The organism is Serratia sp. 506_PEND (assembly GCF_001076875.1).
Lineage (GTDB): Bacteria > Pseudomonadota > Gammaproteobacteria > Enterobacterales > Enterobacteriaceae > Serratia > Serratia marcescens.
Genome location: NZ_JVEL01000590.1, coordinates 3,496 through 19,382 on the forward strand (window position 1 = coordinate 3,496; position 15,887 = coordinate 19,382).

The window sequence follows — 15,887 nt, forward strand, 5'->3', positions numbered from 1 at the left end:
AAACATGGCTTCTCCTTCCCGCTTGCGCGGCCTGGCCGTTTGTCACTTTATGAAGCGCGTTCATCAGTTTAAAAGCGGCCTTATCGTTATTTTTGCTGTAATATCGGCATCATAGCGCCGGCGCATAGGGTTGAATCTGAGAGCCACTCTGAAAATGATGCAGGAGGTTAAGATTTGAGATTTTTCTGGGGTAGCGCCGCTCGATTGAACGGCGGAATTTGTAAACGATTACAATAAGATTGTCTCGATCTGCGCGAGCTCTTCTTCACTAAAGTGACGATTGGCCAGCATGCCCACCGCGTCTTCTATCTGCGCATTCTTGCTGGCGCCGATCAGCACTGAGGTAACGCGATCGCCGCGCAACACCCAGGCCAGCGCCATCTGCGACAGCTTCTGCCCGCGTTGCCGCGCCAGCGCATCGAGGCGGCGCACCTTGTCCAGTCGCTCGGCGGTCAGCTGCTCCGGCTGCAGGAAGCGGCTGCCGCTGGCGGCGCGAGAATCTTGCGGTATGCCGTGCAGGTAGCGATCGGTCAGCAGGCCGCCCGCCAGCGGCGAGAAGGCGATAGATCCGACGCCATGTTCCTCCAGCGTATCCAGCAACGCCGTCTCCGGCCCGCGTTCCAACATCGAATACTTCGGCTGGTGGATCACGCACGGCGTGCCGAGCCGCTGCAGAATGTCGAACGCCTGTCGTGCGCGCTCGGCCGGGTAGTTGGACAGGCCGACATACAGCGCTTTGCCCTGGCGCACCAGCAGATCCAGCGCCGCCATGGTTTCTTCCAGCGGCGTGTCCGGATCCGGCCGATGATGATAAAAGATATCCACATACTCCAACCCCATGCGCTTCAGGCTCTGATCGAGGCTGGCGACCAGGTACTTTTTCGAGCCCCAATCGCCGTAGGGGCCGGGCCACATGGTGTAACCGGCTTTGGATGAGACGATCAGCTCATCGCGCCAGGCCCGCAGATCGGCGTTGAGAATGCGGCCAAAGTTCTCCTCGGCGGCGCCGGGCGGCGGGCCGTAGTTATTGGCCAGATCGAAATGGGTAATGCCGCGATCGAAGGCGCAGCGGATCAGGCCGCGGGCGTTGTCGTACAGCGTGGCGTCGCCGAAGTTGTGCCACAGCCCGAGTGAGACGGCGGGCAGCTTCAGCCCGCTGCGGCCGCAGCGCCGGTATTCCATATCTTGATAACGCGAAGGGGAGGCTGGGTAAGACATAGTTATCCTTGTCGGCGAGAGGTGAAGTGCTTTGAGTGTATACGTTTTCACCTCGCGCTGCCGCGGGAGGGATCACGGCGCCGGCATGTAACGCCAGGTTGCCGTTTGACGCAGGGGTGATTGTTCGAAATTTGAACGGCATCTTCGATACTTAAGATAATCGCTCCAGTTGCAGACAGGTGATGATCATGACTCAGACCTATACGGTGGCCGATTATCTGCTCGATCGTTTGGCCCAAATCGGCATCCGTCATTTCTTCGGCGTGCCGGGGGATTACAACCTGCAATTTCTCGATCACGTCCTCGCGCATCCGCAAATCACCTGGGTAGGCTGCGCCAACGAGTTGAACGCCGCCTACGCAGCCGATGGCTATGCGCGCTGCAAACCGGCGGCCGCGCTGCTCACCACCTTTGGCGTCGGCGAGCTGAGCGCGTTGAACGGGGTGGCCGGCAGCTACGCCGAATACCTGCCGGTGATCCACGTGGTCGGCACGCCGGCGCAGCGCGCCCAGCGCGCCGGTGATTTGCTGCACCATTCGCTGGGGGATGGCGACTTCACCCACTTCGCCCGGATAGCCAAAGAGGTGACCGTCGCACAGGCTAACCTGACCGCCGATAACGCCGCCGTGGAGATAGACCGCCTGATCGGCGCCGCCTTGCTGGAACATCGCCCGGTTTACCTGATGTTGCCCAGCGACGTCGCACAAGCGCCGCTATCGGCCAAACCGGCGCCGTTGATGTTGCGTCAGGCCAAACTGTCGCAGAGCGCATTGCAGGCGTTTATCGCCGCAGCGCGCGAAAAGCTGCTGTCGGCGCGGCGGGTGTCGCTGCTGGCGGACTTCCTCGCCGATCGCTTCGGCGCCGAAGCGGCGCTGGACGAGTGGCTGCAGGAGGTCGATATGCCGCACGCGACGCTGCTGCTCGGCAAGGGCGTGCTGGACGAGAACTGCGCCGGTTTCGTTGGTACCTACTGCGGCGGCGCCAGCGATCCGGCGGTGAAACAATTGATCGAAAACGCCGATGTGGTGATCAACGTCGGCGTACGCTTGACCGACACCATTACCGCCGGTTTCACGCATCATCTGCCGGTGGAAAAATGCATCGATATTCAGCCGTTCGAAGCCTGGGTCGGGCGGCGGCGCTTTAGCCGCATTCCGATGCGCGAGGCGGTGCAGGCATTGCACCGCCTGAGCCTGTCGCTGGCGTCGCGTTGGCCATTGCCGCCGATCGTTCGCCCGGCGCTGCCGGAAGGCGATGGGGAACGGCTGGATCAGCACGCCTTCTGGCGGCAGATACAGGATTTCCTGCGGCCGGGGGATATCGTGCTGGCCGATCAGGGTACCGCCTGTTTCGGCGCGGCGGCGCTGACGTTGCCGCGTGGCTGCCGCCTGATCGTGCAGTCGCTCTGGGGATCGATCGGCTATACCCTGCCGGCGACGTTCGGCGTGCAGACCGCCGAACCGCAGCGCCGGGCAGTATTGCTGATCGGTGACGGCGCCGCGCAGTTAACCGTGCAGGAACTGGGATCGATGCTGCGCGACGGGCTTAAACCGGTGATCTTCGTGTTGAACAATCAGGGGTATACCGTTGAGCGCGCGATCCACGGGCCGGAGCAAAGTTATAACGACATCGCGCGCTGGAACTGGACGCAGTTGCCGACGGCGCTGGCCGGTGAGCGGCCGGTGAAGGCGTTGCGGGTCAGCGATCCGGACGGATTGCGTCAGGCGCTGCGCGAGGTCGCGGACGACGAGCGGCTGGCCTTCATCGAAGTGATGCTGCCGAAGATGGACATTCCGGAACTCCTCGATACCGTCTCTCGCGCTATTCAGGCGCGCAACGCCGCCGCTTAGGGCAGGGTGTCGCCCAGCAGGCGCTCCAGCATCCAGAACCCCGCCGGGCCCGGCGGGGTCAGTTTGGACCATACCGCATCCACCGAAATCAGTTTTGGCCAGCCGCGCGGCCGCAGCTGGGTGAGTCTGCCGTGGCCGTATTGCTGTACCAGCCAGTGCGGCAACACCGCCCAACCGAATCCTTGTTCCGCCATCTCCAGCAACAGCAGATAGCTGGGCGCCGACCAAACCAGTCCACCCTGTCTGGCCGCCTCGGCGCCGGTGTAGGTATTCAGGATCAGCTGGCGGGTGCTGGACAACTGCTCCGGCGTCGGCGCGGCGACCTGGGCCAGCGGATGCTGATGGGCGACGAACAGCCCCATTTCGGTCTGCTCAGGCAGCCGGGAGAAGGCGATATCCGGCGGATAACTTTTTTGCACTTCCACCATGCCCAAATGCGCGCGGCCGCTTTGCAGCAGATCGATAACGTCGCCTTCCTCGGCGATCATCCATTCCAGCTCAATTTCCGGGTAGCGCTGTTCGAACAGCTGCATCAACCGATCGTGATGCTTGGGCTGGTAGGTATCGGAAAACACCATGCTCAGGCGCGGTTCAACCTCGCCCGCCAGCTGAATGCTCAGGGCGTCGAGCCGTTCGCTGGCCGCGAGGATAGCCTGTACGTGCCCCAGCACTTTGCGGCCGGCGGCGGTGAGCACCGGCTGGCGCGCGCTGCGATCGAACAGCGTCAATGCCAGGTCGGCCTCCAGATTGGCGATGGCGGTGCTGACGGTGGATTGGCTTTTGCGCAGTTTGCGCGCGGCGGCGGAAAATGAGCCGAGGGCGGCGGCTTCCACGAACGCCTGCAACGCTTCCGGGGAATAGTGCATGATATATCTACTTTATCGATGGAACCTATTTTTAATCTACCCAAAAAAGCGATGATAATCACCAGGCTTTCGCAACAACTGTTGAAAAAAAGGTGATGTATGCAACTGCAAAACAAGTCTCTCATTGAACGTATCGTCCACGCCGTCGGTTTCGAGGCCATCGCCGTGATGGTTTGCGCCCCGCTGGGCGCGTGGCTGCTGAACCGCTCAATGGTGCAGGTCGGCGCGTTGGCGGTGATGCTGTCCACCGTCGCGATGCTGTGGAACATGGTTTACAACACGGTGTTCGACCGCCTGTGGCCGGTCAGCCGGGTGGTGCGTAACCTGAAGGTGCGCGCGCTGCACGCCGTCGGCTTTGAAGCCGGTTTTATCCTGATCGGCGTGCCGATCGCCGCCTGGATGCTGAGTATCTCCTGGGCGCAGGCGTTTATGCTGGAAATCGGTTTCTTCCTGTTCTTCCTGCCGTACACCATGGCCTATAACTGGCTGTACGACACGCTGCGCCAGCGCTGGTTCGAGGCGCGCCAGCCGATCAATTCCGGCGCCAAATAAGGCGTCGTCAGACTGACGATTCTCAGGTAAGGTCAGAGGATCGTCGGAAATGCTGAGGAACGAAGGATGAAAGTGTTGGGTCTGCTGGGCGGCATGAGCTGGGAATCCACCATTCCGTATTACCGCACCATCAACGAGCAGGTAAAGGCGCGCCTCGGCGGGCTGCATTCGGCCAAAATCGTGCTCTACAGCGTCGATTTCCAGGAGATTGAGCGCTTGCAGCACCAGGGCGATTGGGACGGCGCCGGCCGGCTGTTGGCCGAGGCCGCGGTGGCGTTGCGCGCCGCCGGCGCCGAAGCCATCGTGATCTGCACCAACACCATGCACAAGGTGGCGGAGGCGGTCGAGCAGGCCAGCGGCCTGCCGCTGATTCACATCGCCGATGCCACGGCGCTGCAGGTGCGGGAGAAAAACATTCGCCGCGTCGGGCTGCTGGGCACGCGTTTTACCATGGAGCAGACCTTCTACCGCGGCCGCCTGCATGAATTGCACGGCATCGACGTGGTGACGCCGGTCAGCGCCGATCGTGACATCGTGCACCGCATAATCTATGACGAGCTGTGCCTCGGCAAAATTCGCGACGCCTCGCGCGACGAGTATCGCCGGATCATCAGCGATCTGGAACAGCAGGGGGCGCAGGGGATTATTTTCGGCTGCACCGAAATAGGCTTGCTGGTGAGCGAGCGGGATGCGTCGGTGCCGGTGTTCGACACCACCGCGATCCACGCCCGCGCCGCCGCGGCGTTCGCGCTGGCCTAATCGTCGTGCGGCGGTTGCCGGCGGTTTACCAGCATCAGCGGTTTGCCCGCCAGCGCCAGCCAGGCGGGCAGCATCACGATGCACAAGACCGGCAGCAGGTGCAGATCCGGCACTACCGCCACTGCCATAAACAGGCTCAGCCAGCCGTCGCGGGTCACCACCAGCACCAGCCCCATGATGGCGCAGGAGACGGTGATCGCCGCCGGCACCGCCGGAACATGCTGATGCAGCATCAGGCCCAGCGCCGCGCCGACGAACACCGCCGGGAAGATGCNGCGCCCGCCGCGAAAACCGCAGGCGGCGGCGATCACCAGCGCCGCCAGCTTGGTCAGGGTAATGGTCAACAGCGCCGGCACCGAATAGCTGTCGTCCACCGCCAGGCGTTTCATCTCATCCAGCCCCTTGAACAGGGTAATCTCTCCGCCTAACAGCGCCAGCAGCCCCAGCACAAAGCCGCCCAGCCCTAACATCAACACCGGATTCTTCATTGAATGGAACAGGCGGTGAACGTGCGGGAAACACCACAGCGCCACCATGCCGAGCGCGATGGCGATCAGCGCCACGATGGCGCCGCTGAAGATGTCCGGCAGCCGCGTCACGTCGTAGGCGTCGAGCTGCAGGGCGAAATTGGGCACGAAGAACATCTGGGTGGTGACCGCGCCGGCGGCGGCGGCCACCAGCGGGGCGAACAGCCGATCCCACAGCGGCGTTTCGTTATTGCCGGCCAGGGTTTGCGAAAAGATCAGCGCGGCGGCGACCGGTGTGCCGAACATTGCGCCGATGGTGCCTGCCGCGGCCAGGATGATCCAGTCCATGCGCGGCACTTTCGGCAGCAGGCGCGCGCCGGCCGCCGCCGCCAGTGCGATGTTGATAGCGGTGATCGGGTTCTCCGGCCCCAGACTGACGCCGCCGGCCAGGCCGACGATCAGCGCCAACCCCAACCCCGGCAGGGCGGAGAGCGGCAGCGGCATGCCGATCAGCGATTCCGTCGCCGGATCCGGCCCGGCGTGACCCGGCATATAACGCACGATCAGGCCGACCGCCACGCCGGTCAGCGTCAGCATCGCAACCGGCCACCAGGGCGACTGGGCGTCCAGGCTCAGCGCATCGGGCAGCGTCACCCACAGTAATTGCTGCAATGCGGCGGCAATTTTCATCACCAACAGCAGCACCAGACTGGAAGCGGAACCGATAATCAGCGCAGGCAAAGCAAAGGCCAACATGGCATTGGCGCGCGGATGCAGCATGAATAATCCCTTGTCGATGCCTCCCTGCGGGGCAGGGAGAGCGGGTGGTTGGGCAGTGGCCACAGCTTGCCAGACTATCGGCGCGCAGGCACGCATTGATATTGCCCGGCTGCGATGGCGGTTAACAGTCGCCGGGGGGCATTTTTTGCCGCAATTTGTTTCAAATCGCAGCATAGCGGGCAAGCTGAAACGTTTTCTGTGATCCAGATCGCTATTGAGGTGCAGATCCGAGGCGGGTGATTGTTGTTTTCGCAGCAGGATTTTACAGTGTGGGCAGCGTGTTATTTTTCATTTTGCGGAGACGAAATCAATGACCTATGCCCTCGTGGGTGATGTTGGCGGCACCAATGCCCGCCTGGCGTTGTGCACTGTTGCGACGGGTGAGATTACCCAGGCGAAAACCTATTCCGGCCTGGAGTTCGACAGCCTGGAGGCGGTGATCCGCCACTATCTGAAAGCGTGCGATATCGAGGTGCAGGACGCCTGCATCGCGATCGCCTGCCCGGTGACGGAAGACTGGGTCGCGATGACCAACCACAGCTGGGCGTTCTCGATCAAAGAAATGAAGGCCAGCCTGGGGCTGAGTCACCTGGAAGTGATCAACGATTTCACCGCCGTCTCGATGGCGATCCCGATGCTCTCGCCGGACGACGTGCTGCAGTTTGGCGGCGGCGATGCGCAGCCGGGCAAACCGATCGCGGTGTACGGCGCCGGCACCGGGCTGGGTGTTGCCCACCTGGTGCAGGTCGATCGCCGCTGGGTCAGCCTGCCGGGCGAGGGCGGCCATGTCGATTTCGCACCGAACAGCGAAGAAGAAGACATTATTCTGGAGGTGCTACGCGGTGAAGTGGGGCACGTTTCCGCCGAGCGCGTGCTGTCCGGGCCGGGCCTGGTCAACCTGTATCGCGCCATCGTCAAGGCGGACAACCGCCTGCCGGAGAAACTGGCGCCGAAGGACATTACCGAGCGGGCGCTGGCCGACAGCTGCATCGACTGCCGCCGTGCGCTGTCGCTGTTTTGCGTGATCATGGGGCGCTTCGGCGGCAACCTGGCGCTGAATCTGGGCACCTTTGGCGGCGTGTACATCGCCGGCGGCATCGTGCCGCGCTTTATGGAATTCTTCAAGGCCTCGGGCTTCCGCGCCGCCTTCGAAGACAAGGGGCGCTTCCGCGACTATGTGCGCGACATTCCGGTGTTCATGATAACCCATGGTCAACCGGGCCTGTTGGGGGCCGGCGCGCATCTGCGCCAGACGCTGGGCATGCGGCTGTAAGCCGCGCGGCAGGGCAATAAAAAAGGGGCGCAACCCGCAGGTTGCGCCCCTTGTCGTTTTCGCGGGGTATCAGGCTTTGGCCAGCTCCGCCGCCTGTGCGGTTTCTTCGCTTTCCATTTCCACCGCCTTCGGCGCTTTGATGAACAGCGTAATCAGCAAAGAAGCGGCGGACAGGACGCCAATCACCATGAAGGTGGCGTGGAAGCCGCCGAAGTATTTGGCGACGAACGAACCGGCCAGCGCGCCCAGGCCGAAGCCCTGGTAGATGATGCCGTAGTTTTTGCTGTGGTTTTTCAGGCCGAAGAAGTCGCCGACAATCGCCGGGAACACGGTGATGTTGCCGCCGAAGCAGAAGGCCACCGCGCCGACGCAGATGAAGAACAGCGTGTGGTTCAGGGTCATGAAGCTCAGGGCGACAATCGCCAGCACGGTAACCAGCATGGTGAAGCTGATGACGCGCATGCGGCCCACTTTATCGGACAGCGTACCCAGGATGATGCGGCCGGCGGTGTTGAAGATGGCGACGGCGGACACGGTGTTGGCGGCGGTAGCCAAGTCCATCCCGGCCAGCTGAACGCCCATGTCTTTCACGATGCCAATCAGGTACAGACCGCTCATGCAGGCAGCGAAGAAGATGGTGAACAGCAGGTAGGCTTCTTTGGTGGCCAGCATCTGGCGCACGCTGAAGTCGTTGCCCAGACCATTGGCACCTTGCTGTGCGGCGTTGGCCGCCAGCACCGGCTCTTTCAGCAACAGGGAACCGACGACGATCAGGCCCATCACGATGGCACCCCAGTAGAAGAAGGCGCCGGAAACGCCGACGTCAGCGATCAGGGCGGCGTTGACGTATTTGAACAGCAGGCTGCCGCTGCCGAAGGCGCCGACCGAGATGCCGGAAATCAGGCCTTTGTTGGCGGGGAACCACTTAATCAGGTTGGACAGGGTGGAGATGTAGGCGATACCGACCGCAAAGCCCACCACCACGCCGGCCAGCAGGTAAATCATGTCAAGCGAGCTGACGTGGGCGCTGGCGATGAGACCCAGGCCGACCAGGATGCCGGAACACAGCGTCAGATTGCGGATGCCGAAGCGTTCTTGCAGCTTGCCGGCGAACAGCGTGGCGAAGGCCAGGAAGAAGCTGGTGATGGAGAAGGTGGTGGCGACGTCCGCCAGCCCCCAGTGGAACTTGTCGACCAGCGGCTGGTTGAACAGGCTCCAGGTGTAGATGGTGCCCAGACCCATCTGACAGATGATGGTGCCGAGAACGATTAAGCTGCGATTTGCCGGTTTGGTGTTCATGGCCGGTCTCCTTCCTGTGTGTGCGTTGCCGGGCGTGAGCCGTTGGCTGAAATTTGCGGGGTGAATCTGTGTTCCCGCGGTATGGGCTTATTATATGGCCGGCGCCCCCGGCGGGCGGCGGATCGGGAATGAGTTGCACGATGGAAGGAATGAAATGCATTTTATACGGCGTGAGTTGCCGTTTTTGCGCCGAAAAGCGCGTGAAATGCCGGGGGTGACACGTGATCTACATCAAAGATATCAACGATTTATTGTTAATCGCCGGTGAATGATTGTGGTGAAATTGTGAAGGATGCGTCTGCAAGGCGTAAATCGGCATTGCGCCTATAGAGCGGCGGCGAGCGCGGGACTATGTTATCTGCGATCGGACGAGGTCCGCTCTGCAGGAGTCCATGAAATGAAAAAAACGCTGTTGTTACTGGCCGCGCTGCTGGCGCTGCCGCTGGCGAGCCAGGCCGACGTGTCCATCGGCGTGAACGTGCCGGGCCTGTCGTTGCATATCGGCGATCGCGATCATCGCGGCCACTACTGGGACGGCTATCGCTGGCGCGATCCGCGTTGGTGGGCCGATCATCACCGGTATGAACGCCCGCGCGGGTACTATTACGGCCCGCCGCCACGGGTGATTTACTACGGGCCGCCGCGGCGCGACTGGCGAGATCGGCCGCATTACCGCATGCCGCCACCGCCGCCGCCCGGCTATTACTACCGTCCGGGCCCGCGCTGGTAAGCGCTTACAGGCGCATCAGCTTGCGAAACTCTTTCACCTTGCTGCGGCTGACCGGCACTTCAAACTCAAGATCGCTCAGCCGCAGAATGTAGGTATTGTTGAACCAGGGCACGATCTCGCGGATCTTGGCCAGGTTAACGCAGTAAGAGCGGTGGCAGCGGAAGAAATGTTCTTCCGGCAGCCGGCCGTAAAACTCGGTGAGGTTCATCGGCATCACGAACTCTTCCCGGCGAGTGTAGACCCGCGTCACCTTTTCATCGGCGGCGGCGTAATAGATGTCGTTGATGTCGGTAACGATGATCCGCTCGTCTTTGATCAGGTTGATGCTGTGGCTGCCGCGGCTCGGCGCGCTGGTCGGTTCCGCCGCGCCGGCGGGGCGATGATGCAGCGCCTCCAGCTTTTGCAGCATGGTGACGATGCGCGCCTCGTGATAGGGCTTGAGGATATAGTCGAACGCTTCGATCTCGAACGCTTCCACCGCGTGCTCTTTATAGGCGGTGATAAACACGATAGACGGGCGATGCGCGAATTTGCTGATGTTTTGCGCCAGTAACACGCCGTCCAGCGACGGGATGTTGATGTCGAGGAAAATGGCGTCGACCTGGTGGGTCTGCAGGTATTTGAGGACGTCGAGGCCATCCTCGAAGGTGGCGACGATATCGATATTGCTGTGTTTCTTTATCAGGTAACTGAGTTCTTCCTGCGCGAGGAATTCGTCTTCCACGATGATGGCTTTCATGAGGCCTCCCCGACCGGCGGCGCGCTCGGTTCCTGATGCAGCTTGCCGCCGTTTTTGCTGATGTAGAACGCGATTTCGGTGCCCGGCTCCAGGCGGCGGATATGCAGCCCTTCACCGTACAGCAGCGACACGCGGTGGTGTACGTTGAGCAGGCCGATATTGTGGCCCGGCATCTCGTTGCGCGCCACCCGATCGATGGTTTCCTGATTGATGCCGTGGCCGGTATCCTTCACCGATATTTTCACCCGGTCGCCCTGATCTTTCACCGCGATCACCACCACCCCTTTGCCCTTGCAGGGCTGGATGCCGTGCACGATGGCGTTCTCCACCAGCGGCTGGATCAGCAGGCTCGGAATGCGCACCGAGACGTCGTCGTCGATGTCGTAAATCACCGTCAGCTTGGCGCCGAAGCGCGCCTGTTCGATGGCGATGTAATCCTGGATCTGATGCAGTTCCTTACGGATATCGATCAGTTCGTCGTTCAGCTCCAGGTTGTAGCGCAGGTAGCGCGACAGATTGATGATCAGCTGGCGCGCGGTGTCCGGATTCAGGCGGATGGAGGAAGAGATGGCGTTCAGCGCGTTGAACAGGAAGTGCGGGTTAATCTTGCTCTGCAGCGCGCGCATTTCGGCTTTATCCGCCATCTGGCGCAGATGCTCGATGCGCGAAACCTCCATCTGCGTGGAGATGATCTGCGACAGCCCGACCGCCATCACCTTCAGCGTGTTGGTGATCTGGTGAGCGTGGCAGTAGTAAATTTTCAGCGCGCCGGTCACTTCGCCCTTTTCCCACAACGGCACCACCAGCTGCGAATGGATCTGCGGCGCAGCCGGGTTTTCCAGGTTGTTTTTGATGATGATTTTGCCGTGGCGAATGCTTTCGCGGGTAACGCGGCTCAGCCCTTCGCGGCCGATCGGGTAGGCTTCGCGCCCCACGCCGACGTAAGCCAGCACCTGATGGGTATCGGTGATCGCCACCGCGTCGGCGCGGATATCCTGGCGGATGATATCGCAAATGGTGGCCAGCGATTCGCTGTTGATGTTGCGAAAATAGGGCAGCGTCTTGTGGGCGATATCCAGCGCCAGCTTGGCCTGGCGCGCGGCGATCACCTCTTTTTCATCTTCGACGCTCTGCACCAGCAGCACGATCAGGCCGATGCACACCGTGCCGAGGATCATCGGCAGCGCGATCTGCGACACGATGTCGAGCCCAAGCTCGGTCGGCTTGGCCCACAGCACGATCAGCAGCATGGTGAGGGATTCGCACAGCATGCCGCCGACGATGCCGGCGCGCCAGCGCTGCTCTTTTCTCACCTTGAGGTTGATGTAGCCGGCGCTGATGCCGGCGATGATGCTGGTGATGAGGCAGGGCACCGAGGTGATGCCGCCGATGTCGATCAGATAGCGGTGCACCCCGGCGATGATGCCGGTGACGATCCCCACCCAGGGGCCGAACAGGATGCCGCCGGCCATGATGGCGATGACGCGCACGTTGACCAGCGATCCCTCAACGTTGATGCCGGAGTAGGTGCTGAACAGCGCGAACAGCGAGAAGATTGCCGTGACGATGCCGAGCTCAAGCGGCGTATGGTCTTCTTTTTGCAGCAGTTGGCGGAACAGCCGGGTGCGGGTCAGGAAAAACAGACAGATCAACATCAGCGCGGCGCGATCAAACACCGCCAACAGCATTTCAAAAAAAGGGTGCACGACGGGTTCTCGCTGCGGCCTACGGATGCCGGCAGTATACCACAGCGAGAGAGGCCCGTGGCTGGGGCGGCGGTCAGCGCATGCCGAGCTGCGCTTTGCCCAGCGGCGTCAGCACCTCGACGGTGGCGCGGCCCTCGAAATCCACTTCGAAATCGTCGGGGGCGAAGTCCGGCGGCGTTCTGCCGTCGATAAAGCTCGGCAGTTGGCGCTGCAGATAGGCGTCGTTTTTCTCGCAGCCCGGCGCGGCGGCGATGTACATCACGTTGCTGTCGAACTCGCCGTTATGTTCGTTCTCCACCGCGTGGATCACGTCGCAATGCCAAAATACCGTGTCGCCCGGCTCCAGATCGGGAATAGGGGAAATCCCGCTTAATAAAAGGGGATGCCATTTTTCCGAGATCGACAGCGCGCGGCCCGGCGCCGCATCGCACAGATCGTCGTCGGCGACGTCGTCCTGCAGCGCGCGCAGCAACACATAGGCCATGGCGTTGGCGATCGGCACCAGGTTCAGCGTGCCGGCGTTGGTGCGCTGCGGCGTCAGCGCCGTCCAGCCCTGGAAGGTGCGGAACATCGAGCAGACCGCCGGGGAGGCTATTTCACGCACCTCGGTGCGGCCGTCGGCGGCAAAGGGATCGTACTGCCGCCAGTCGCCGGAGAAGACGTGGCGATACACATAGCGGAAATTCTCGTCCAGCCAGCGCTCGATGGTGCCGCTGTCGACGTGCGGTGACAGGCCCAGCGATGAGGAGTTCGGCGGGCGTCGGCGGGTGCGATCGGCGTAGGTGGCGACGCGGGTCGGATCGAAATGCTGCTTGCCGTTGCTTTCGGTGGCCCACAGGCTGTTGAGGAACACCTGCACCGCATGCATGCGCGCATCCTGCCGCGCTTCGACCTGTGGTTTTGACCAATAGATGCCGTAAATCTGCGGCTTGCTGGCGGCCAGCTTGCCGAAATAGTTGTCTTCGGCGGCGTTTTTCAACCGCTCGACGAAGTTGTTGCGCTCGAGATAGTCGCCGATTTCCCGGTTCCAGCCTTCGGCCTTGGCGCGGGGAAACACACCGCGAATGGCGCAGGCGCCGCGCTGTTTGATCAGCGCTATCTGTTGATCGCTGACGCGTTGCTGCAGGATATCTTCCGCGTCGATCTGCGGCACCGGATTATGGCCGGCGGCCAGTTCGCGGCGGATCTGGTCGACCTGGCCGCGGATGTTCTCCTCCAGCGCCAGAAAAACGTCGCGGTAGTTCGGCAATGCCTGGCGCAGCTGGCGCTTGACGTTAACGATCGTCTGCGGAATATCGTCGATGACTAAAGAGGCCATGGTGTTCTCCTGATGCCGCGTGAGTCACGGCGGCGGACGGTTGTAGGGAAACGGGCAAGACGTTATGGTTTTGTGGTTTTAACGTAAATGATTATCGGCAACCAATCGGGGAAAATAAAGAGATATCTTTCATTCGTAAGTTCCTCTTTTTCGTTTTTCGGAGATTTCATGAAGCTGGTCACTGAACGCTTGTACTTACAGTCGATAACCGCCGAGGATTGGCCGCTGTTTCTGCGCCTGTACCAAGATCCTGAGGTGATCCGTTACATCTCCGATCCGCGCAGCGAAGCGGAGATCCGCGCACGGTTCGAAGAGCGCCTGCCGGCCTGGGACAAACACGGCGAGCAGTGGTTGTGCCTGGTGATGCGTGAGAAGCGCAGCGGAGAGGCGGTGGGCATTACCGGCTTTCGCCCGCACTGGGCGCCGTATCGGCAGGCGGAGGTGGGATACGGGAGTTTGCCTGCCGGCCAGGGCAAGGGCTATGGCAAGGAGTCGCTGCGGGCAGTGCTGGATTTTGCGGTGAACGCCTGCGGTTTTCACAAGCTGACCGCCACCGTGACCGCCGGCAACCTTGCCTCGCGCGGCCTGCTGGAGTCGTGCGGTTTTCAGCTGGAGGGCACGTTGCGCGACAACTACCGTCTGGCGGAGCAGTGGTGCGACGACTGGCTGTTCGGGCTGCTGGCGGCGGAGTTTCAGGGCGGCAAATAAAAATATCGCGCCGGGTATCGACAAGCTCGTCGGCGCTGCGCTATGTTCGATATTCGGTCAGTTCGCTGGCCAGCGTCGCTCGGACGGTCCGGGCGCTAACGTCTATCGAGGAATCCCCTATGGCTGATAACAGTCCACAGCGCCGTTTTACGCGCATTGAACGTCTTCCCCCTTACGTATTCAACATCACCGCCGAACTGAAGATGGCCGCACGCCGTCGCGGCGAGGATATTATCGATTTCAGCATGGGGAACCCCGACGGCCCGACGCCGCCGCACATCGTGGAAAAACTGTGCGCCGTCGCCCAGCGCGACGACACCCACGGTTATTCCACCTCGCGCGGCATTCCGCGCCTGCGCCGCGCCATTTCGCGCTGGTATGCCGATCGTTATCAGGTGGATATCGATCCGGAAAGCGAAGCCATCGTCACCATCGGTTCGAAAGAGGGGCTGGCGCACCTGATGCTGGCGACCCTCGATCACGGCGATACCGTGCTGGTGCCGAATCCCAGCTACCCGATCCACATTTACGGCGCGGTGATCGCCGGCGCCCAGGTGCGTTCGGTGCCGCTGGTGGACGGCGTGGATTTCTTCGGTGAGCTGGAGCGCGCCATTCGGGAAACCATTCCGCGCCCGAAAATGATGATCCTCGGCTTCCCGTCCAACCCGACCGCGCAGTGCGTGGAGCTGGATTTCTTCGAGCGGGTGGTGGCGCTGGCCAAACAGTACAACGTGCTGGTGATCCACGATCTGGCCTATGCCGATATCGTCTATGACGGCTGGAAAGCGCCGTCGATCATGCAGGTGCCGGGGGCAAAAGACATTGCGGTGGAGTTCTTCACCCTGTCGAAAAGCTACAACATGGCCGGCTGGCGCATCGGGTTCATGGTCGGCAATCCCGAATTGGTCAGCGCGCTGGCGCGCATCAAGAGCTATCACGACTACGGCACCTTTACGCCGCTGCAGGTGGCGGCCATCGCCGCGCTGGAGGGCGATCAGCAGTGCGTGCGCGATATCGCCGAGCAGTATCGGCAGCGCCGCAACGTGTTGGTGAAGGGGCTGCACGAGGCGGGCTGGATGGTGGAAAACCCGAAGGCGTCGATGTACGTGTGGGCGAAAATTCCCGAGCCTTATGCCCACCTCGGCTCGCTGGAGTTTGCCAAACGCTTGCTGGCGGAAGCCAAGGTCTGCGTCTCGCCGGGCATCGGCTTCGGCGACTACGGCGATACCCACGTGCGTTTCGCGCTGATCGAGAATCAGGACCGTATCCGCCAGGCGGTGCGCGGCATCAAGGCGATGTTCCGCGCGGACGGGCTGCTGAAGCCGGGCAAAGCCGGCGGCGCCAAATAATCCTGTCAGGCCGGGCGTTCGCCCGGCCTTATTTTTTACCGTCCCAAGGTTTTCTTCATTATTTCCCCATTATGCTCGACTACGCTGAATTTTATTTTTTGGATAGAGTGTATGAGCAACCGCTACGCGCGATCGCAAATCGTTTTACATTGGCTGACGTTGCTGATGGTGATCCTCACCTATTCGGCGATGTTGCTGAAGGATTCGGTGCCGGAGGCGTGGGCGCCGCTGGTCAAAAATCTGCACTTTAACTTTGGGGTATCGGTTTTTGCC

General features: G+C 61.6%; 14 protein-coding genes and 1 pseudogene. 8 read left to right on the forward strand and 7 right to left on the reverse strand.

Annotated features, from left to right (window positions below; all coding sequences use genetic code 11):
* Positions 1–228 precede the first annotated feature (228 nt).
* Positions 229–1,218 (reverse strand): L-glyceraldehyde 3-phosphate reductase, encoded by a 990-nt coding sequence (mgrA, locus tag ADK28_RS26640; RefSeq protein ID WP_016926806.1) that lies wholly within the window; start codon positions 1,216–1,218, stop codon positions 229–231.
* A gap of 188 nt (positions 1,219–1,406) precedes the next feature.
* On the opposite strand from mgrA, the gene ADK28_RS26645 reads away from it, so the two are divergent.
* Complete coding sequence (locus tag ADK28_RS26645; RefSeq protein ID WP_048797142.1) at positions 1,407–3,068, forward strand: alpha-keto acid decarboxylase family protein; 1,662 nt, start codon at positions 1,407–1,409, stop codon at positions 3,066–3,068.
* Here the strand turns inward: ADK28_RS26645 and ADK28_RS26650 are convergent.
* Entirely contained in the window at positions 3,065–3,934 is an 870-nt protein-coding gene (locus ADK28_RS26650; protein ID WP_016926808.1) for a LysR family transcriptional regulator, read from the reverse strand. The genes ADK28_RS26645 and ADK28_RS26650 overlap by 4 nt on opposite strands.
* Before the next feature lie 99 nt (positions 3,935–4,033).
* Here ADK28_RS26650 and ADK28_RS26655 point away from each other — a divergent pair, with 99 nt between their 5' ends.
* Together ADK28_RS26655 and ADK28_RS26660 are read left to right on the forward strand one after the other, a co-directional pair.
* Positions 4,034–4,486, forward strand: coding sequence for a multidrug/biocide efflux PACE transporter (locus ADK28_RS26655; RefSeq protein ID WP_016926809.1), 453 nt, complete (start codon positions 4,034–4,036; stop codon positions 4,484–4,486).
* 66 nt (positions 4,487–4,552) lie between these two features.
* Complete coding sequence (locus ADK28_RS26660) at positions 4,553–5,245, forward strand: aspartate/glutamate racemase family protein (RefSeq protein ID WP_048797138.1); 693 nt, start codon at positions 4,553–4,555, stop codon at positions 5,243–5,245.
* Here the strand turns inward: ADK28_RS26660 and ADK28_RS26665 are convergent.
* Positions 5,242–6,492, reverse strand: coding sequence for an ion channel protein (locus ADK28_RS26665; RefSeq protein ID WP_048797139.1), 1,251 nt, complete (start codon positions 6,490–6,492; stop codon positions 5,242–5,244). The two genes, ADK28_RS26660 and ADK28_RS26665, sit on opposite strands and share 4 nt — an antisense overlap.
* Before the next feature lie 310 nt (positions 6,493–6,802).
* Between ADK28_RS26665 and glk the strand changes: the two genes are divergently transcribed.
* Entirely contained in the window at positions 6,803–7,765 is a 963-nt protein-coding gene (gene glk, locus ADK28_RS26670; protein ID WP_033639721.1) for a glucokinase, read from the forward strand.
* A gap of 69 nt (positions 7,766–7,834) precedes the next feature.
* Here the strand turns inward: glk and ADK28_RS26675 are convergent, their stop codons facing one another.
* A complete protein-coding gene (locus ADK28_RS26675; protein ID WP_016926813.1) occupies positions 7,835–9,064 on the reverse strand; it encodes an L-lactate MFS transporter in 1,230 nt (409 codons plus the stop codon).
* Positions 9,065–9,461: 397 nt separating this feature from the next.
* On the opposite strand from ADK28_RS26675, the gene ADK28_RS26680 reads away from it, so the two are divergent.
* On the forward strand, positions 9,462–9,794 hold the full coding sequence (locus ADK28_RS26680) for a DUF2502 domain-containing protein (RefSeq protein WP_016926814.1): 333 nt from the start codon (positions 9,462–9,464) through the stop codon (positions 9,792–9,794).
* A gap of 4 nt (positions 9,795–9,798) precedes the next feature.
* Here the strand turns inward: ADK28_RS26680 and ADK28_RS26685 are convergent, their stop codons facing one another.
* From ADK28_RS26685 to ADK28_RS26695, 3 genes are all read right to left on the reverse strand, one after another.
* The gene (locus tag ADK28_RS26685; RefSeq protein WP_004936341.1) at positions 9,799–10,533 is read right to left on the reverse strand and encodes a LytR/AlgR family response regulator transcription factor; all 735 of its coding nucleotides are present in this window, start codon (positions 10,531–10,533) and stop codon (positions 9,799–9,801) included.
* On the reverse strand, positions 10,530–12,221 hold the full coding sequence (locus tag ADK28_RS26690; protein ID WP_033632451.1) for a sensor histidine kinase: 1,692 nt from the start codon (positions 12,219–12,221) through the stop codon (positions 10,530–10,532). Before ADK28_RS26690 ends, ADK28_RS26685 begins: the two co-directional genes overlap by 4 nt.
* Positions 12,222–12,312: 91 nt before the next feature.
* On the reverse strand, positions 12,313–13,557 hold the full coding sequence (locus ADK28_RS26695; protein WP_048797140.1) for a DUF1479 domain-containing protein: 1,245 nt from the start codon (positions 13,555–13,557) through the stop codon (positions 12,313–12,315).
* A gap of 168 nt (positions 13,558–13,725) precedes the next feature.
* Here ADK28_RS26695 and ADK28_RS26700 point away from each other — a divergent pair, with 168 nt between their 5' ends.
* The 3 genes and pseudogenes from ADK28_RS26700 to ADK28_RS33195 all read left to right on the forward strand — a co-directional run.
* Complete coding sequence (locus ADK28_RS26700; RefSeq protein ID WP_033639723.1) at positions 13,726–14,265, forward strand: GNAT family N-acetyltransferase; 540 nt, start codon at positions 13,726–13,728, stop codon at positions 14,263–14,265.
* Positions 14,266–14,384: 119 nt separating this feature from the next.
* Positions 14,385–15,614: an alanine transaminase gene (gene alaC, locus ADK28_RS26705; protein ID WP_033639724.1), complete on the forward strand. Its 1,230-nt coding sequence runs from the start codon at positions 14,385–14,387 to the stop codon at positions 15,612–15,614.
* 111 nt (positions 15,615–15,725) lie between these two features.
* Positions 15,726–15,887, forward strand: a pseudogene (locus ADK28_RS33195) (cytochrome b); the annotation flags it as partial.